This is a genomic window from Massilia soli, from assembly GCF_016809835.1.
GTDB lineage: Bacteria > Pseudomonadota > Gammaproteobacteria > Burkholderiales > Burkholderiaceae_D > Telluria_A > Telluria_A soli.
The window spans coordinates 14,698-33,184 of sequence record NZ_JAFBIL020000004.1 but is presented as its reverse complement, the minus strand read 5'-3'; the positions used below and the strand labels follow the sequence as shown (position 1 = coordinate 33,184).

Annotated in this window: 17 protein-coding genes, 1 tRNA gene and 1 pseudogene; 14 read left to right on the top strand and 5 right to left on the bottom strand. The window is 61.3% G+C overall.

Translation table 11 applies throughout. The features are described 5' to 3' along the window. Positions 1-23: 23 nt before the first annotated feature. The 7 genes from ybaK to I4X03_RS10285 all read left to right on the top strand — a co-directional run bounded on the left by ybaK (position 24) and on the right by I4X03_RS10285 (position 5,561). Complete coding sequence (gene ybaK / locus I4X03_RS10315; RefSeq protein ID WP_223468142.1) at positions 24-512, top strand: Cys-tRNA(Pro) deacylase; 489 nt, start codon at positions 24-26, stop codon at positions 510-512. Positions 513-566: 54 nt separating this feature from the next. Beyond that, entirely contained in the window at positions 567-1,199 is a 633-nt protein-coding gene (plsY, locus tag I4X03_RS10310) for a glycerol-3-phosphate 1-O-acyltransferase PlsY (RefSeq protein WP_223468141.1), read from the top strand. Between the two features lie 164 nt (positions 1,200-1,363). Then, positions 1,364-2,011 (top strand): DsbA family oxidoreductase, encoded by a 648-nt coding sequence (locus tag I4X03_RS10305; protein WP_223468140.1) that lies wholly within the window; start codon positions 1,364-1,366, stop codon positions 2,009-2,011. Positions 2,012-2,176: 165 nt separating this feature from the next. Beyond that, a complete protein-coding gene (locus I4X03_RS10300) occupies positions 2,177-3,415 on the top strand; it encodes a CmpA/NrtA family ABC transporter substrate-binding protein (protein WP_223468139.1) in 1,239 nt (412 codons plus the stop codon). Positions 3,416-3,430: 15 nt separating this feature from the next. Then, positions 3,431-4,324 (top strand): nitrate ABC transporter permease, encoded by an 894-nt coding sequence (gene ntrB / locus I4X03_RS10295; protein WP_223468138.1) that lies wholly within the window; start codon positions 3,431-3,433, stop codon positions 4,322-4,324. 1 nt (position 4,325) lies between these two features. Continuing rightward, positions 4,326-5,132: an ABC transporter ATP-binding protein gene (locus I4X03_RS10290; RefSeq protein WP_223468137.1), complete on the top strand. Its 807-nt coding sequence runs from the start codon at positions 4,326-4,328 to the stop codon at positions 5,130-5,132. A gap of 153 nt (positions 5,133-5,285) precedes the next feature. Then, positions 5,286-5,561, top strand: coding sequence for a hypothetical protein (locus tag I4X03_RS10285; protein WP_223468136.1), 276 nt, complete (start codon positions 5,286-5,288; stop codon positions 5,559-5,561). Between the two features lie 20 nt (positions 5,562-5,581). Here I4X03_RS10285 and I4X03_RS10280 read toward each other — a convergent pair whose 3' ends face one another. From I4X03_RS10280 to I4X03_RS10260, 5 genes and pseudogenes are all read right to left on the bottom strand, one after another. Next, complete coding sequence (locus I4X03_RS10280) at positions 5,582-6,076, bottom strand: M74 family metallopeptidase (protein WP_223468135.1); 495 nt, start codon at positions 6,074-6,076, stop codon at positions 5,582-5,584. Between the two features lie 12 nt (positions 6,077-6,088). Then, positions 6,089-6,584, bottom strand: a pseudogene (locus I4X03_RS10275) (Hcp family type VI secretion system effector). Between the two features lie 145 nt (positions 6,585-6,729). Next, positions 6,730-7,572, bottom strand: a complete 843-nt coding sequence (locus I4X03_RS10270) for an endonuclease/exonuclease/phosphatase family protein (RefSeq protein ID WP_223468134.1) — start codon at positions 7,570-7,572, stop codon at positions 6,730-6,732. A gap of 87 nt (positions 7,573-7,659) precedes the next feature. Then, positions 7,660-8,700 (bottom strand): tRNA (adenosine(37)-N6)-threonylcarbamoyltransferase complex transferase subunit TsaD, encoded by a 1,041-nt coding sequence (tsaD, locus tag I4X03_RS10265; RefSeq protein ID WP_223468133.1) that lies wholly within the window; start codon positions 8,698-8,700, stop codon positions 7,660-7,662. Between the two features lie 119 nt (positions 8,701-8,819). Further along, on the bottom strand, positions 8,820-9,878 hold the full coding sequence (locus I4X03_RS10260) for a 3-deoxy-7-phosphoheptulonate synthase (protein WP_223468132.1): 1,059 nt from the start codon (positions 9,876-9,878) through the stop codon (positions 8,820-8,822). 127 nt (positions 9,879-10,005) lie between these two features. Here I4X03_RS10260 and ybiB point away from each other — a divergent pair, with 127 nt between their 5' ends. The 7 genes from ybiB (at position 10,006) to I4X03_RS10225 (ending at position 18,052) form a co-directional block, all read left to right on the top strand. After that, entirely contained in the window at positions 10,006-10,998 is a 993-nt protein-coding gene (ybiB, locus tag I4X03_RS10255) for a DNA-binding protein YbiB (protein ID WP_223468131.1), read from the top strand. Between the two features lie 19 nt (positions 10,999-11,017). Beyond that, positions 11,018-12,232, top strand: coding sequence for a BaiN/RdsA family NAD(P)/FAD-dependent oxidoreductase (locus I4X03_RS10250; protein WP_223468130.1), 1,215 nt, complete (start codon positions 11,018-11,020; stop codon positions 12,230-12,232). A 109-nt stretch (positions 12,233-12,341) separates the two neighbouring features. Beyond that, positions 12,342-12,554 carry a 30S ribosomal protein S21 gene (gene rpsU / locus I4X03_RS10245; protein ID WP_005665410.1) on the top strand — a complete coding sequence of 71 codons (213 nt, stop codon included), beginning with the start codon at positions 12,342-12,344 and terminating at the stop codon, positions 12,552-12,554. Between the two features lie 142 nt (positions 12,555-12,696). After that, entirely contained in the window at positions 12,697-13,146 is a 450-nt protein-coding gene (locus I4X03_RS10240; RefSeq protein WP_223468129.1) for a GatB/YqeY domain-containing protein, read from the top strand. 193 nt (positions 13,147-13,339) lie between these two features. Continuing rightward, on the top strand, positions 13,340-15,136 hold the full coding sequence (dnaG, locus tag I4X03_RS10235; RefSeq protein WP_223468128.1) for a DNA primase: 1,797 nt from the start codon (positions 13,340-13,342) through the stop codon (positions 15,134-15,136). Between the two features lie 459 nt (positions 15,137-15,595). Continuing rightward, positions 15,596-17,839: an RNA polymerase sigma factor RpoD gene (gene rpoD, locus I4X03_RS10230; protein WP_223468127.1), complete on the top strand. Its 2,244-nt coding sequence runs from the start codon at positions 15,596-15,598 to the stop codon at positions 17,837-17,839. A gap of 134 nt (positions 17,840-17,973) precedes the next feature. Continuing rightward, positions 17,974-18,052, top strand: a tRNA-Ile gene (locus I4X03_RS10225). The last annotated feature ends 435 nt before the right edge of the window (positions 18,053-18,487 follow it).

The window sequence follows — 18,487 nt, the reverse complement described above, 5'->3', positions numbered from 1 at the left end:
AATGAACCTTTAGCGTAACACGCATGGCCCGCAAAGAGCATATTTCAGAAACTCAGGCGACCCAGTTCCTGCGCAAGCACCAGGTTGTCTTTACCGAGCACCCTTACGACTACGAGGAACATGGCGGCACCGCGGTGTCGGCGCGCGAGCTTGGCGTGTCCGAACATGACGTCGTCAAGACGCTGGTGATGCAGGACGAAGCGGCGCGCCCGCTGATCGTGCTGATGCACGGCGACTGCAAGGTCTCGACCAAGAACCTGGCGCGCGCGATTCCGTGCAAATCGGTCGAACCGTGCAAGCCCGAGGTGGCGCAGCGGCACACTGGCTACATGGTCGGCGGCACTTCGCCGTTCGGCACCAGGAAGGCGATGCCGGTGTATGTGGAGGAGGGCATCCTCGCGCTGGAAAAGATTTATATCAATGGCGGCCGGCGCGGCTACCTGGTCGGCATTGACCCGCAGGCGGTGGTGGCGCTGCTGGGCGCCAAGCCGGTGCAGTGTGCTTTGGAATAGCGACTGTATATAATCACGCCCGGCCCTGACGCCGGACTATAAAAAGAGAGACACATGAATACAGTATTGTTTGTTATTGCCGCCTACCTGATCGGCTCCATTTCGTTTGCCGTGGTGGCGAGCCGCCTGTTCGGCCTGTCGGACCCGCGCACCTATGGCTCGGGCAATCCGGGTGCGACCAATGTCCTGCGCAGCGGCAACAAGAAAGCGGCGATCGCCACCCTGATCGGCGACGCGGCCAAGGGCTGGTTCGCGGTCTGGCTGGCGATCCGCTACGGCGAGCAGTTCGGCGTTGACGACACCGGCATCGCGCTGGTGGCGCTGGCGGTCTTCATCGGCCACCTGTGGCCGGTGTTCTTCCGCTTTGTCGGCGGCAAGGGCGTGGCCACGGCGCTGGGCGTGCTGATCGGCCTGAACGTGTGGCTGGGCCTGGCGACGCTGGCCACCTGGCTGATCGTGGCCTACGCATTCCGCTACTCGTCGCTGGCGGCACTGATCGCCTCGGTGTTTGCGCCGTTCTACTATGGATTGCTGTTCGGCGCGGATGAGATCCTGTTCGCCGTGGCGGCAATGAGCGCGCTTCTGCTGTATCGTCACAGCAAGAACATTTCGAATCTGCTGGCTGGCAAGGAAAGCCGGATCGGCAGCAAATCGGCCGCGGCCAAGGCTACGGCGAAGAAAAAATAGGCGTTGTCCGCGCTACGTGCCCATCGTCGTTCCCGCGCAGGCGGGAACCTATACCGGGCGAGGTGACAATTCCAGCATGGGGCACCCGGCCGCGCGGGAACGACGACGGGTGACGGCAGGTTCAACATTTAGCTGTGTCAGCGCTAAAAATACGGAGGTATATCGTGGGCAAGCAGGTCAGAATCGATTTTGTATCAGACATCTCGTGCCCCTGGTGCGTCATCGGCCTCAAGTCGCTTGAGCAGGCGCTGGAACGCGCCAAGGACGCGGTCGGCGCGGAGATCCACTTCCAGCCATTCGAGTTGAACCCGGCCATGCCGGCGGGCGGCCAGGATATCGGCGAACATATCGCGCAAAAATACGGCGCCAACGAAGAGCAGCGGGCCGCGACCCGCGCGACCATCCGCGCCCGCGCAGCCGAACTGGGCTTCGATTTCAACATGGACACGCGCAGCCGCATCTATAACACCTTCGACGCGCACCGCTTGCTGCACTGGGCCAATACGCTGGGAAGCGAGTATGCGCTCAAGACGGCGCTGTTCGAGGCGTACTTCACCAAGGGCGAGAATCCTGGCGACCATGCGGTGCTGACGCGGGTGGCCGGGGAAATCGGTCTGGACAGCGCGGAAGCGGCGCGCATCCTGTCCAGCGGTGCCTACGCCGACGAAGTGCGCGAGCGCCAGCAGTTCTTCCAGCGGGCCGGGATCAATTCGGTACCGGCCATTATCATCAATGAACGTCACTTGATCTCCGGCGGGCAGCCGCCGGAAGTGTTCGAACAGGCGCTGAGGAGCATCGCCGCGCAGTCCTGATCGCAAGCGCGCTACGCGCACTTTGGCATCCTGTTTTGGTGCGCTGCACAACGACAGTGCCATAACAACAAGCGATTCGCACCTCTTTGCCCTTGCGCCGCGGTATTTACCGCTGGCACGTCCCTTGCTCATGTAGTGGTAACAGCCACTGCCAACGAGGGAATGATGACGACCGATAGCACCAGCAACCCGATCCGCCGCAGTCTGATCAAGGCGGGCGCCGCGGCGTCGATTACCGCACTCGCCACCGGCGGCGTGTGGGCCGCGGGGTCCGACAAGCCCGAGCTGGCCGAGGTCAAAGTCGGTTTCATCCCGCTGACCGATTGCGCATCGATTGTGATGGCGTCGGTGATGGGCTTCGATAAAAAGTACGGCATCAAGATTATCCCCAGCAAGGAATCGTCCTGGGCCAGCGTGCGCGACAAGCTGGTCAATGGCGAGCTCGACGCCGCCCATGTTCTGTACGGCCTGATCTACGGCGTGCAACTGGGCGCTGGCGGCGCCAAAAAAGACATGGCAGTCCTGATGAGCCTGAACCAGAACGGCCAGGCCATCAGCCTGTCGAAGAAAATTGCCGACAAGGGCGCCGTCGACGGCGCATCGCTGGCCAAGCTGATGCAGACCGACAAGCGCGAGTACACCTTTGCGCAGACCTTCCCGACCGGCACCCACGCGATGTGGCTGTACTACTGGCTGGCCAGCTACGGCATCAATCCCATGAAAGACGCGCGCGCCATTACCGTGCCGCCACCCCAGATGGTGGCCAACATGCGGGTGGGGAACATGGACGGTTTCTGCGTGGGTGAACCGTGGAACCACCGCGCCATCGTGGACGGCGTCGGCATCACGGCCGCAACCAGCCAGGACATCTGGAGGGACCATCCCGAGAAGACGCTGGGCACCACGCTCGAGTGGGTGAAGAAGCATCCGAACACGGCGCGCGCGCTGGTGGCCGCGATCCTCGATGCCAGCAAATGGATCGACGCCTCGTTGTCGAACAAGACCAAGATGGCGGCGACCATCGCCGACAAGTCGTATGTCAACACGTCGGTCGACGTGATCAACCAGCGCATCCTCGGTCGCTACCAGAATGGACTCGGCAAGACCTGGGACGATCCGAACCACATGAAGTTCTTCAACGACGGCAGCGTGAACTTCCCGTACCTGTCGGATGGCATGTGGTTCATGACCCAGCACAAGCGCTGGGGCTTGCTCAAGGCCGAGCCGGACTACCTGGCCGTTGCCAGCAGCGTCAACCAGGTTGCGCTGTACAAGGAAGCGGCGTCGATGGCCAAGGTGAGCGTGCCGAAGTCGCCGATGCGCACCGTCAAGATGATCGATGGCACTGTCTGGGATGGCAAGAACCCGGCCGCCTACGCCAATTCTTTCAAGATCAAAGCCTGACGCAAGGAGCCAATCATGAGTGCAGTCCTGGAACCGATTGTGAGACCTGTCATGGCCGAAGAACCCGTTAAACCGTTGCGCAGCGAACGGCTGGCCCGCCAGGGCTACAAGTTAAGCGGCCGAAGCGCGCGCGCGTCAGGTGTGGTGATGGCCGTCCTGCCGCCGTTCGCCGGCCTGGCGCTGCTGGTGGTGATGTGGCAAGTGCTCGCCGCCAACAACCCGTCATTTCCTACGCCCGCCGCCACCTGGGAGGAGGCGGTCAAGTTGTTCTCCGACCCGTTCTATCGGAATGGGCCGAACGACCAGGGCATCGGCTGGAATATCCTGGCGTCGCTGAAACGTGTCGCGCTGGGCTTTGGCCTGGCCGCAGCGGTCGGCATTCCGCTCGGCTTCATGATTGGCCGTTTCAAGTTTATGGGCGGCATGTTCAATCCGATCATCAGCCTGCTCAAGCCGGTGTCGCCGCTGGCCTGGCTGCCGATCGGGCTGCTGGTGTTCAAGTCCGCCGACCCGGCCGCGATCTGGTCGATCTTCATCTGCTCGATCTGGCCGATGATCGTCAACACGGCGGTCGGTGTGCAGCGCGTGCCGCAGGACTACATGAATGTGGCGCGGGTGCTGAACCTGTCGGAGTGGAAGATTTTCACCAAGATCCTGCTGCCATCGGTGCTGCCCTACATGCTGACCGGCGTGAGGCTGGCCATCGGCACCGCCTGGCTGGTGATCGTGGCGGCGGAAATGCTGACCGGTGGTGTCGGCATCGGCTTCTGGGTTTGGGACGAATGGAATAACTTGAATGTGCCGCACATCATCATTGCGATTGTCGTCATCGGCGTGGTCGGGCTGGTGCTGGAGCAAATCCTGGTCGCCATCGCACGATCGTTCACGTACGAAGAAACGGGGAGTTGAGATGGCCGCAAAGAAATTCATCGAAGTACGGGGCGCGGAGATGGTGTTTGAGACCCGTAAAGGCCGCTTCCACGCGCTGCGCAACATCAACCTGACGGTGGCGCAGGGCGAGTTCATCACCCTGATCGGGCACTCTGGCTGCGGCAAATCGACCTTGCTGAACCTGATCGCCGGCCTGACCGAGGCCACCGACGGCGCCCTGATCTGCGCCGGACGCGAGATCGACGGGCCGTCGCCGGAGCGCGGCGTGGTGTTCCAGAATCATTCGCTGCTTCCGTGGCTGAGCTGCTTCGACAACGTCTACCTGGCGGTCGAACGGGTGTTTGGCGCGCGCGAAGACCGCAACAAGCTGCGCGAGCGCACCGCTGCCGCATTGGCGATGGTCGGCCTGACCGCAGCCGGCGCCAAGCGGCCGAATGAAATCTCGGGCGGCATGAAGCAGCGGGTTGGCATCGCGCGGGCGCTGTCGATGGAGCCGAAGGTGTTGCTGATGGATGAGCCGTTTGGCGCGCTGGATGCGCTGACCCGCGCCCACCTGCAGGACGAGCTGCTGCGCATTGTCGCCAACACCGGATCGACGGTGGTGATGGTGACCCACGATGTGGATGAGGCGGTGCTATTGTCGGACCGCATCGTGATGATGACCAACGGGCCGGCCGCAACCATCGGAGAGATCGCCGAGATCCGCTTGCCGCGTCCGCGCGACCGGGTGGCGCTGGCGCTCGATCCGCTGTACATGGAATACCGCACTCATGTGCTGGAATTCCTGCACCGGCGGCAGGCCAATCCCATGCGGGCGGTCGCCTAGTCCAGATGATGTCGATAACAATCGGCTGGCGCCGAAGAGCAGGGTGGCCTAGCAGGACACCCGAACGTCCCCCTCGCCAGTTCGAAGATCTATTCCGATCCAGCACCGATAGTGGGAATTTGCTGTATTTTCAAGGCGAGCGGTATATGAGCAATGAACGCCTTTTTTTTCTCGCACCCGGTTGCCGTCCGCATCATCACAGACTGGTTTCACGTCAGGCCCGATCTGTTCGAATACCTGCCTGGCGGCTTCACCTTTGAAGGCGACCGTAAAAACGCTATCAAGCTTCGTTGGCGGTTCGGAATATGCCGTGCCCCCCGAATGGATTTTGTAGTTCGCTTGAAGAAGCGCATTCCACTCGTTCAGCTCGTGGAGTTTGTTGTTGCTCTCACCAGCAGTCGCTTGCTGGCAAAGGCCAACAAAAATTAACAACGCGATTTTGCGCATATTCACCCTATCAGAGCAACATGAAAGTGGTCATCGTGACCCTTGGCGGTCTTCACGAACGGGATGCTGGTATCGTTGAAAAGAACGATCTTCACTGGTGCAAACGTCCTGAATAATTCGATCAACTTGGCCGTTCCTTCTTGGTCGTATTGGCGATCTGTCCAGACGACGGGTACTTCGAGGCCGTCCTTACGGACTGGCCGGATGTCCACCTGAAGCCCGTTCAGGTGAGAGCCGTGATCGTCGTCATCAAACCCGTTAGCGCGGCTGATATTGCCAATCCCAATGCGGCGCCAGTCGACGGCTTGCCACTCCAGCGCTACGCGAAGGATCGCCTGCATCATGATTGGGTGCGGGTACTGATATCCGCCCCTGTCCGGCTTCTTGTCCATCTGGCCATAGCTGTAGTAGCCAGATTCCGCCGGTGTACGTGGCAGCATGAAGAAACCGCGCGAGTCTTTCGTAGGCCGCAGCGGATCGGATTTTGCATCGCTCATGACATTCCTCCGTCACGCGCACGACTTGTTGCAGGACAGGTCCCAACCGCCCGCCGTATGGCCGCCCATTCCGCCGTTGATCTTCTGCTGGGTGTATTTCCATTTGACTTTGCTGAACTGAAGGGCGAGATGGTCACGCAGAATGCTGCCCTCGGCCACCATCTGCTCCATGTTCGCGATTAGCACGTTCTCCAGCTCGACTTCGTAATACTTTACGCGGTTGCCATCCCCATCGGCCCGCATGAATTCCAGCTTCGCCTTCGGGATAGTTTTATCCGTTCGCACAGTGCTGCATCAGCGCAGGCGATGCCAGATCTGCGAGCTTTGCCAGCGACATCGAGCGATATTCGCTCCGTCCGGTGGTGCGACCGCCGGCACCGGATCCGGGTGCAATAATGGGCTGCGTCACGCCCCATTGGGCCTGGCTAACCTCGATCCAACCATGGTGCGTCGAATCGGTAGATTCGCCCTTGATGCCATCAATTTGCAGATACACGTCGATTGCCATTGGTCTACTCCTCAGAACTGGATACAGAGAACCATTCTGAGTCTGGACAGGGCCAGGCAAATTGGCGGGGCGCAAGATTTCGTGACTTAACGAAGCGCATCCTTCCTGACCGCTACCTCCAGTTGAGGTATGACGAGCATCCAGTCTAGGTGAGGTCAATCACGATTGGCTGGTGGTCCGAGGCCGCGGTTTCGGACTGCACCGACACGTCGTTCAGGCGCGGTAGCAAATCCTGCGTCACAAAGAAATAGTCGTAGCATTCCGGGCGCTCCGGCCACTTGAACCCATGCAGGCCGGCGGTCGGCGCACGGGCGGTGTCCGGATGGGTATGGCTCCACGCATCCACCAGCGGCAGGGCGATGCTGTCGTCGGTTGCCAGCATCTCCGCGTGCTCAGCCGAATCGTGCGCGAAGTTGAAGTCTCCGCAATAGATCGCGCTGCCGGGCCTGAAGCCAAGCTGGAACGGCGCGTCGAGTCCGAGATTGGGCTGGTACAGGCGCGCGCGTTCGCACGCCTCCCGGTGCAGGTGCTTGATGTGCCTGACCTGCGCCATCCGCTGGATCTGGGAATAGTACTCAAGGTGGGTGGTCAGCACGCGCATCTTGCCGCCGGGCGCTTCGACGACCGCTTCGATCATGCCGCGCGGCATGCCGGCATCGGCTGGATCGGGAGGCCACGGCAGCGAGTGGCGATGCACTTGTGTCATACGGTACTTCGACAGCAGCAGGTTGCCGAACTGGCGCGGCAGATTGTTCTGATAAATTTCGCTGGTCGGCTCCAGCACCGGCTGGTAACCCCCGAACGCGCCCGCAAGCTGGCGGAACTGGTTGGCGCTGGCATTGCCCTCCAGTTCAGGGTGATTCGCCGCTACTTCTTGCAAGCAGATGATGTCGGGATTTAACTTGCGCAGTACATCGATGATCGCGTGGATGCGGATCCGGCTGTCTTTGCCGCAGCCCCAATGAATGTTCCAACTGACAACGCGCATACGCCACCTCCGGAAAAGGACGACCAGGCGAGTTTGACATTATTAGGCCAACAGCGTGACACCTTATGAGGACGACAAAGTTTTTTTCTACGCCGCCTCGATCTCATCAAGGGGCCAGCGCGGCCGTACATTGAAGCCATAGTCGCGCTGGGCGGCGTCAGGATTGATCTGCAGGCGCATCGCGCCGGCGAAGGCGATCATCGCGCCGTTGTCGGTGCAAAACTCCAGCTCTGGATAGTAGACGCGGAACTTCTTCAGTTCGGCGGCGGCGTTGAGCGAGGCGCGCAGCTGCGAATTGGCGCCGACGCCGCCGGCGATCACCAGCCGCTTGAGCCCCGAGTGGCGCAGCGCGCTCACGCACTTGGCCGTCAGCACGTCGACGATGGCATCGACGAAGCCGCGCGCGATGTCGGCCTTGTCCTGATCGCAAATGTTGGCGATCACTTTCTCTTCGTGGTTCTTTACCACGGTCAGCACCGCGGTCTTCAGGCCCGAGAAGCTGAAGTTGAAATCTTTCGAGTGCAGCATCGGGCGCGGCAGCTTGTAGGCGTCCGGGTTGCCGAATTCGGCCAGGCGGGAAATGGCCGGGCCGCCGGGATAGCCCAGGCCGAGCAGTTTGGCCGACTTGTCGAACGCTTCGCCGGCGGCATCGTCGAGGGTTTCGCCGAGCAAGGTATAGCGGCCGACGCCGTCGACCCGCATCAGCTGGGTATGGCCGCCGGAGACCAGCAGGGCAATGAAGGGGAATTTCGGCGGATCGCTGGCCAGCAGCGGCGACAGCAGGTGGCCTTCGAGGTGGTGCACGCCGAGTACCGGCTTGTCGAGCGCCAGGCCGAGGCTGCAGGCGATGGACGAGCCAACCAGCAGCGCGCCGGCCAGGCCGGGGCCCTGGGTGTAGGCGATGGCGTCAATGCCGGACGCTTCGATGCCGGCGTCGGCCAGGGTTTGCTCCAGCAGCGGAATGGCGCGGCGAATGTGGTCGCGCGAGGCCAGCTCGGGCACGACGCCGCCGTACTCCTCGTGCATCGCAACTTGCGAGTGGAGTGCGTGCGACAGCAGGCCGCGTTGCGTGTCGTATAACGCAAGGCCGGTTTCATCGCAGGAGGATTCGACGCCGAGAACGATCATGGGGACTTAACAGGTGGGACAGAAAGGTGACATTGTAGCCGTCGTTCCCGCGTATGCGGGAATCCATGCGGCGCGTTGATGCATGCGATGTATGGATTCCCGCTTGCGCGGGAACGACGTTATGGGCGCTGGAGGAGTTCCTGGTGCGCCGCCTTCAGCATCGCCTCAGTGGTTTCCCAATCGATGCAGCCATCCGTCACCGAACAGCCATACTTCAGTTCCGCCAAGTTGCTCGGAATTTTCTGGTTGCCGCCAACAATGTTCGACTCGATCATCACGCCGACCACCGACTGGTTGCCGTGCTTGATCTGCTGGATCACATCGGACATCACCAGCGGCTGCAGTTCAGGCTTCTTGTAGCTGTTCGCGTGCGAGCAATCGACCACCAGGTTGGCCGGCAGCTTGGCCTTGGCCAAAGCCTGCTCGGCAATCGCGACCGACACCGAATCGTAATTCGGACGGCCATCGCCGCCACGCAGTACTACGTGACCGTAGGCGTTGCCGCTGGTGCGCACAATCGACACGGTGCCCTGGCTGCTGATGCCGAGGAAGGAGTGCGGGTGCGCCGACGACAGGATCGCGTTGATCGCGATGCTGATATCGCCGTCGGTGCCATTCTTGAAGCCAACCGGCGTCGACAGGCCCGACGACATCTCGCGGTGGGTCTGCGACTCGGTGGTGCGCGCGCCAATGGCCGTCCAGGCGATCAGGTCGCCCAGGTACTGCGGCGAAATCGGGTCGAGCGCTTCGGTGGCGGTCGGCAGGCCGAGTTCGCACACGTCGAGCAGGAACTTGCGCGCGTTGCTCATGCCCACGTCGACGCGGAACGAATCGTCCATGTCCGGATCGTTGATGTAGCCCTTCCAGCCGGTCGTGGTGCGCGGTTTCTCGAAGTACACGCGCATGACCAGCAGCATGGTGTCTGCCACTTCTTGTTGCAGCTTCAATAGGCGGCGCGCGTAGTCGAGGCCGGCAACCGGATCGTGAATCGAGCACGGTCCGACCACGACGAACATGCGCTTGTCCTTGCGGTCAAGAATGTTGCGCAGCGCTTCGCGCCCGCGCATGACGGTCTGGAAGGCGGCGTCGGAGAGGGGCAGCACGGCGTGCAGTTGCTCGGGCGAAGGCATCACCGCGAACGAGCTGACGTTACTATTTTCGATATCTGGCGTGATCATTGGTGTCCGCTTGTTGGTGGGAGATTGTGCATTAGGGATCTGCCAGTGTAGTACGAATTTCCGCGTGCTGCATTGCAACAGGCCAAAATCCCCTCACAGTTAAAAGCGCCCGGTGTAAGCTTCATCAATGACGACAAATTTTGAACCATTTCCAGCCGCCCACTTCATCAAGGAAATTGGACGCGGCAAAAAGGGTGCCCGCAGCCTGTCTCGCGACGATGCACGGGCGCTGTACCAGGCGTTGCTCGACGGCAGGGTGTCCGACCTGGAAACCGGCGCCATCGTGCTGGCCCTGCGCATCAAGGGCGAATCGGTCAGCGAGATTGCCGGCTTCCTGGAGGCCGCCGAGGCCTCGTTCCCGCTGCTGCCGGTGCCGGCCAGCCAGTACGCCCCAGTCGTTATCCCGAGTTATAACGGCGCGCGCAAACTGGCCAACCTGACGCCCTTGCTGGCGCTGCTGCTGGCGCGCGAAGGCGTGCCGGTGCTGGTGCATGGCGTCAGCACCGACCCTGGCCGTGTGACGACTGCGGAAATCCTTGCGGCCATGGGGCTCGCCCCAGCCACTTCGCCAGCCGGCCTGCTGGAGGCAGTGGCGCGCCGCGAGCCCTGCTTCATGCCGGTTGAAACGCTGGCGCCGAAGATGGCGCGCCTGCTGGCGCTGCGCCGCATCCTCGGCGTGCGCAACTCGACCCATACCCTGGTCAAGATCCTGCAGCCATTTGACGGTCCGGCGCTGCGGCTGGTGTCGTATACCCATCCCGAATACCTCGAGATGCTCAGCGACTATTTCACCACCTCGGCGCCGCCCGGGCGTGGCGACGCCTTCCTGATGCGCGGCACCGAAGGCGAAACGGTGGCCAACGCCCACCGGGGCCAGCAAATCCAGTGGTTCCACAACGGCGAGGGCGTGCTGCTGGTGCAGAAGGGCGATCCGACCGATGAGCTGGCCGAGATGCCCTCCGCGCGCGACGCGGCCAGCACCGCCGAGTGGATCGCGCAGGCGCTGCGCGGCGAGGTGCCGGTGCCCGAACCCATCATCGAGCAAGTCCAACAATGCCTGATGGTAGCGAAAGCATTGAAGGGCCAAGCCGCGCCCGGTTTACAATCACGTCTTTTGTAAATGCGGAACCTGGCACCAGATGGCTAAACAATATGATGTAGCAGTGATCGGCGCGGGCGCGGCCGGCATGATGTGCGCGGCGGTTGCCGCCCAGCGTGGCAAGCGCGTTGTCCTGATCGATCACGCGGCCAAGCTGGCTGAAAAGATCCGTATCTCCGGTGGCGGACGATGCAATTTCACCAACATTAATGCGGGGCCAGCCAATTTCTTGTCCGAGAACCCGCACTTCGCCAAGAGCGCGCTGTCGCGCTACACCCCGCAGGACTTCCTCGCGCTGGTGAAGAAACACCGCATCGGCTACCACGAGAAGCATCGCGGCCAGCTGTTCTGCGACGATTCGGCCGAGCAAATCATCCAGATGCTCAAGGAAGAGTGCGCCGAGGGCGCCGTCACCTGGCGCATGCCGTGCCAGGTTGGCGCGGTCGACAACACCTCCGAAGGCTTCCTGATCGCCACCGACACCGGCGACATCCTGGCCGACAGCCTGGTGATTGCCAGCGGCGGCTTGTCGATCCCGAAAATCGGCGCGACCGACTTCGGCTACAAGATCGCCACCCAGTTCGGCCTGAACATCATCGAACCGCGTCCGGGCCTGGTGCCGCTGACCTTCGACGGCCCAAGCTGGGAGGCCTACGCGCCGCTGTCGGGCATCGCGCTGGAAGTGGAGGTGGAAACCGGCTCGGGCAAAGGCAAGGGCGCCAAGCGCGGCCATTTCCGCGAGGACTTGCTGTTCACCCACCGCGGCTTGTCCGGACCGGCCATCTTGCAGATTTCCAGCTACTGGCAGCCGGGCACGCCGATTGTGCTGAACTTGTTGCCTGACATGGACGTGGCCCAGGTGTTGATCGAAGGCAAGGGTACGATCAAGAAGCAGCTTGGCAACGTGCTGTCGCAGTGGCTGCCGGTGCGCCTTGCCGAAGGCTTGCTGTTGGCCAACGGTTTCGAGCTCGACGCGCGCCTGGCCGACATGCCGGACGCAAAGTTGCGCAAGCTGGGCGACGCCATCAACCGTTGGGCGATCGTGCCGACTGGCTCGGAAGGCTACCGCAAGGCCGAGGTCACGCTCGGCGGGGTCGACACGCGCGAGCTGTCGCAGCAGTCGATGATGGCCAATAAGGTGCCCGGGCTGTACTTTATCGGCGAGGCGGTCGACGTCACCGGCTGGCTGGGCGGCTATAATTTTCAGTGGGCCTGGGCCTCGGGTGTGGCGGCAGGTTTGGCAGTAGGGGAATGAGGTTTTTGGTGTGGCGCTTGCGAAACAGGAAATCAAAAGGCTTCCCATCATTTTGAAATGCTGCTAGAATCTCGTTCTTCCCATCTAAATCTAACGGTTTGATTTTTACATGACCACTATTCGCCTTAAAGAAAACGAGCCGTTCGAAGTAGCCATGCGCCGCTTCAAGCGCACTATCGAAAAAACTGGTCTGCTGACCGAACTGCGTGCACGCGAGTTCTACGAAAAGCCAACGGCTGAGCGCAAGCGCAAGCTGGCAGCTGCCGTAAAGCGCCACTACAAGCGCATTCGCAGCCAGCAACTGCCAAAGAAGCTGTACTAAGATTTCCAATCGGGACTGGTTCCGGTGAATGGCTTCGTGCCGCGCCGGACGGGTAGTCTTGATGAGTCGCAGACCCGCTCCGGTTTTCCGCAGCGGGTTTTGCTATTTTTACTGGGCCAATTGGCCACGACGCGAGGATGACATGAGCTTAAAAGAACAAATCACCGAAGACATGAAAGCGGCGATGCGCGCGAAAGATGCGACCCGCCTGCAGACCATCCGCCTGATACTCGCTGAAATCAAGCGCAAGGAAGTCGACGAGCGCATCGAGCTCGACGACACCCAGACCCAGGCGATCATCGAAAAGATGATCAAGCAGCGCAAGGACTCGATCAGCCAGTTCGAAGCGGGCAACCGCCAGGACCTGGCCGACATCGAAAAGGCCGAGCTGGCCATTCTGGTGGCCTACATGCCTGCCGGCCTGTCGGACGAAGAAATTGCCGCCGAAGTGGCCGCTGCGGTTGCCGCCTCTGGTGCTGCCGGTCCACAAGACATGGGCAAGGTGATGGCGATCGTCAAGCCGAAGCTGGCTGGACGCGCCGACATGACGGCAGTTTCCGCGCTCGTCAAGAAGGCGCTGACCGGCGCCTGAAGCGTCGTTCCCGCGCAGGCGGGAACCCATGCCGAACCAGCAAGGTAGGGACTCCCGCCTGCGCGGGAGCGACGTTGGAGCCGCAATGGCCGAAAGATCGCCGAAGGAAATCCATGTCGCGTATTGTTTCAGCTCAATGCTGACACTTGCTCGGCGGTATAGTCTGACCTAAGACAAAGACTGTTCATCAAACGTGATTCCACAATCGTTCATTACCGATCTGCTCAACCGTGTCGACATCGTCGATGTGGTTGGCAAATACGTGCAGCTGAAAAAGGGCGGCGCGAATTATCAGGGCTTGTGCCCGTTCCATAACGAAAAATCGCCCAGCTTCACCGTCAGCCCGACCAAGCAGTTCTATCATTGCTTCGGCTGCGGCGCGCATGGCACCTCGATTGGTTTCCTGATTGAATACTCGGGCATGGGCTTCGTCGACGCCGTCAAGGACCTTGCCCAGAATGTCGGCATGGTCGTGCCCGATGCAGACGACAAGATCCCGCCGCTCCAGCGCGCCCAGAACCAGGCGCAAGCACTCGCCCTGTCCGACGCCATGACGCGCGCCTGCGATTTTTACCGCGGCCAGCTGCGCAGCGCGCCGAACGCCATCGAGTACCTGAAGCGGCGCGGCTTGACGGGCGAAATCTGCGCCCGCTTCGGCATGGGTTACGCCCCGGGCGGCTGGGACAACCTGCGCTCCGTATTCCCCGAGTATGACGCGCTGGCGCTGGTCGAGTCCGGCCTGGTCATCGACAAGGTCGACGAAGAGGGCAACCGGCAAAAGCGCTACGACCGCTTCCGCGAGCGCATCATGTTTCCGATCCGCAACGTCAAAGGACAGGTGATTGGCTTTGGCGGCCGCGTGCTCGACTCGGGCGAGCCGAAATACCTGAACTCGCCGGAAACGCCGCTGTTCCAGAAGGGCCTTGAGCTGTACGGCTTGTTCGAGGCGCGCCAGTCGATCCGCGACGCCGGTTATGTCCTGGTGACGGAAGGCTATATGGATGTCGTCGCACTGGCCCAGCTTGGTTTCCCGCAGGCGGTCGCCACCCTGGGTACGGCCTGCACCAGCACCCACGTGCAAAAGCTGCTGCGCCAGACCGATACCGTGATCTTCAGTTTCGACGGCGACAAGGCCGGCCGTAAGGCGGCGCGCCGCGCGCTCGAAGCTTGCTTGCCACAGGTCACCGACGACAAGATCATCAAGTTCCTGTTCTTGCCACAAGAACACGATCCGGACAGCTTCGTGCGCGAGCGCGGCGCCGATGCGTTCGACCAAGAAATCCATGAAGCCATGCCGCTGTCGCAATTCCTGTTGCGCGAGGTATCGGCGGAACATGACTTGTCGGAACCGGAGGGCCGCGCGCATGTCCAATTTGATGCCAAGCCCTTGTTGCAGTCGATGGCGCCATCGGCGCTGCGCCTGCAGATTGTGCGCGGGCTCGCCGGCCTGACCAACTCGACCCCGGCGGAAATCGAGGGGCTGTTCGAGCTGGCCAAGCCGGTTGCCGTTGCGCGCAAGGCGCCGCCGCGCCAGGGCAGGCCGCAGCCGGTCGGGCTGGAAGCGCAAATCCTGCGTCACCTGGTGTCGCATCCGCCGCTGGCGCTCGAGCTGGACGAATCGGCGTTGCAGTCGTTTAACCATTTCGGGCCAGATTCGGCCGAGCGCTTGTTGCAACTGGTCGCCGCGGCGCAGGCGCTGGGGCCGAACGGTGGCTTCGCTGCCTTATCGCAACATCTGAAGCTGGAAGGCCCGGATTACGACGGGCTCATTGCCGAAATCGCATCGGAACCCGAGTCCGATTATGACAGCGTCAAATTGTGGCTCGCAGGAGCTGTGAGGCAGATCAAGATGGACGCATTAAAACACGAGCTCAATCAGTTGTTTTCGTCCGGTTTGACCTCAGATCAGGTGGGAATTCGTTACCGGGAGATTACGGCGATGCAGGACCAGTTGTTGCGCGAAACGCAAGCCGAACTGGCCGCGCGCTAGCTGCGTCAACCGGGCTTTGGCGCCGGGCGTTAGTGACTGGAAAAAGCCGGGGTGCGTGCTATAATAAAACGCTAAGTGTTGTTTTCTTAGTAAGCTTACTTATTAACAGGAAGTGATGTTCTTCCTCTAAGTTAGGCTCTTGATCGGCGCGTTGGATGGCGCCGGCGGCCAGGGCCAGCTTTGGTTGAGCGGCGCGATGCGCGCCACGGCACAATGCCCTCGACCACTCGGCTCTTGCCCCCGCCCGCCGTCCTGCTGCAGCCGAAACCGCCACCAGGCAGTTGCCGGTGGGCGGTATCAGGCGTGCGGCGCTGCGCGGATCGGGCTGCAAGGTGATGTAAAGGTGTAACGAGTGCAGCAATGCCGGACTGGCCCTTCAGGTGGGTCCGGTACGTAGGGCCAGCAACAAATTTTACTTAAACCATCGTAAAGCTAGTCGTTGTGACATCGAAAGCGCCTGTGCCAATCAAGAAACCCGAACCCAATGTGGCTGCAAAGCCGAGAGCCTCCTCCGCCAAAGCGGACAAAGCAGACACCGCCGACGTGCGCGCCCCGGCCGCACCGCCTGCTGTCAGCCAGACAACCGATGCCGCCGCCCTGGCAGCCATCGACACGTCGGGCTATGTGCTGCCGACCGTAAAGGTGCCGGGCCGGCGCGGGCGCAAGCCGAAGGAATTCCAGCCTGAGAATGACGAAGTCGCCGCGCTGAACGCGGTAGAACGCGCCGAGCTGAAGGCGGTCGACAAGGCCAAGGCCAAGGACCGCAAAGCCAAGGAAAAAGCGCTGCTGAAGGACGCCTTCTCGTCCGACACCGAGGCATCCGAGGAAGAACTCGAGCGCCGCCGCACCAAACTCAAGACCCTGATCAAGTTCGGCAAGGAACGTGGTTTCCTGACCTACGCGGAAATCAACGACCACCTGCCCGAGAACATCGTCGATCCTGAAGCGATCGAAGGCATCATCGGCACCTTTAACGACATGGGCATTGCCGTGTACGAGCACGCGCCCGATGCCGAAACGCTGCTGCTGTCCGACAACGTTGCCACCGTCACCAGCGACGATGAAGCCGAAGCGGCTGCGGAAGCGGCGCTGTCGACGGTCGACTCCGACTTCGGCCGCACCACCGACCCGGTCCGCATGTACATGCGCGAGATGGGTTCGGTCGAGCTGCTGACGCGCGAAGGCGAGATCGAAATCGCCAAGCGCATCGAAGACGGCCTGAAAGACATGATCCAGGCAATTTCCGCCTGCCCGGTCACGATCGCGGAAATCATTTCCGCTGCCATCCGCATCCAGAACGACGAAACCAAGATCGACGAAATCGTCGACGGCATGGTCGATGAAGATGGCGAGGCGACGACGCCGCCAGGCGCGCCGGTCGCCGCGTCGGACGACGATGACGACGACGACGAAACCGAAGGCGAAGAAGAAGCCGAGGAAGAAGAAACCACCGCTTCCGGCGCGGCTGGCTATTCCGCCGAGCAGCTTGAGGCTTTGAAAGCTGAAGCGCTGGAGAAATTCGAAGTCATCTCGGTCCAGTTCGACAAGATGCGCAAGGCGTTCGAAAAGGACGGCTACAACTCGAAAGCGTACGTCAAGGCGCAGGAAGCGATTTCCAACGAACTGCTGGGCATTCGCTTCACCGCCAAGGTCGTCGAGAAGCTGTGCGACACGCTGCGCGGCCAGGTCGACGAAGTACGCCACATTGAGAAGCAGATCCTCGACGTTGCGGTGAATAAGTGCGGCATGCCGCGCGCCCACTTCATCAAGGTCTTCCCAGGCAATGAAACGAACCTCGACTGGGTCGACGGCGAAGTCAACGCCGGCCACGCGTACTCCGCCATCCTCGGACGCAACATTCCGACGATCAAAGAGCTGCAGCAGCGCCTGATCGATCTCCAGGCACGGGTGGTGCTGCCGCTGCCTGACCTGCGCAACATCAATCGCCAGATGGCGGCTGGTGAAATGAAGGCGCGCAAGGCCAAGCGCGAAATGACCGAGGCCAACTTGCGCCTGGTGATTTCGATCGCCAAGAAGTACACCAACCGCGGCCTGCAGTTCCTCGACCTGATCCAGGAAGGCAACATCGGCCTGATGAAGGCGGTGGACAAGTTTGAATACCGCCGCGGCTACAAGTTCTCGACCTATGCAACGTGGTGGATCCGCCAGGCGATCACGCGTTCGATCGCCGACCAGGCACGCACCATCCGTATTCCGGTGCACATGATCGAGACGATCAACAAGATGAACCGCATCTCGCGCCAGATTCTGCAAGAGACCGGCGCCGAGCCCGACCCGGCAACGCTGGCGATCAAGATGGAAATGCCGGAAGATAAGATCCGGAAAATCATGAAGATCGCCAAAGAGCCGATCTCGATGGAAACGCCGATTGGCGACGATGACGACTCCCACCTGGGCGACTTCATCGAAGACAACAATACGCTGGCGCCATCGGACGCCGCGCTGCACGCCTCGATGCGTGGCGTGGTCAAGGATGTGCTCGATTCGCTGACCCCGCGCGAAGCGAAGGTGCTGCGCATGCGTTTCGGTATCGAGATGTCGACCGACCACACCCTCGAAGAAGTGGGCAAGCAGTTCGACGTGACGCGCGAGCGGATTCGCCAGATCGAAGCGAAGGCGCTGCGCAAGCTGCGCCACCCATCGCGCTCGGACAAGCTGAAGAGCTTCCTCGAAGGCAATTAAGTCTTGACGGGGCGAGGCAGAGAAACTATCCTCGCCCCTTCCAATTTTTCGTCGTCGTTCCCGTGCAAACGGGAACCCATACTGCGCAATCGTGAGCAGTATGCGTCCTCATTCCAGAGGAGCGGACCCTTCAAGGGCCTCTAGCTCATGCTTGGTTAGAGCAGCGGACTCATAATCCGTTGGTGCCGTGTTCGACTCACGGGAGGCCCACCATAATCTTCTGTTGATTGTAAAGACGTGCATGCTAATGTTTGCATGGATGTCTGTCGCGCTGGCCGTCTATTCGGCGTAAACCAAGCCAAAGCAGTCCAACGAATTTGGACATGGCGAGCCCTTCAGCGCGGCTCCCCTCCTTGTCCGTCAGATGACGTTTTGGATCCCGGATGAGCCCCGCGGCTGTGCGCACAGTGTGCGGCCACTCCCTGCAGGCTGCCGCAGCGGTGCGACTAGCCGCGCTCCCGATAACCGCGCAGCTCAGGTTCTCTCCTGTCACAGCTCAAGGTGCTGAACGCCCTGCGAGTTCGCCACTGGTCCCTGCGCGCTGTGCATCCGCGACCCGACAACCTCCGCTCCACGTCCCTGCCGCCAAGCGGCCGGTGAACTTCGCTCCAACGCGATGTCCAACAAATTAATCGCGCGTTTAACTTT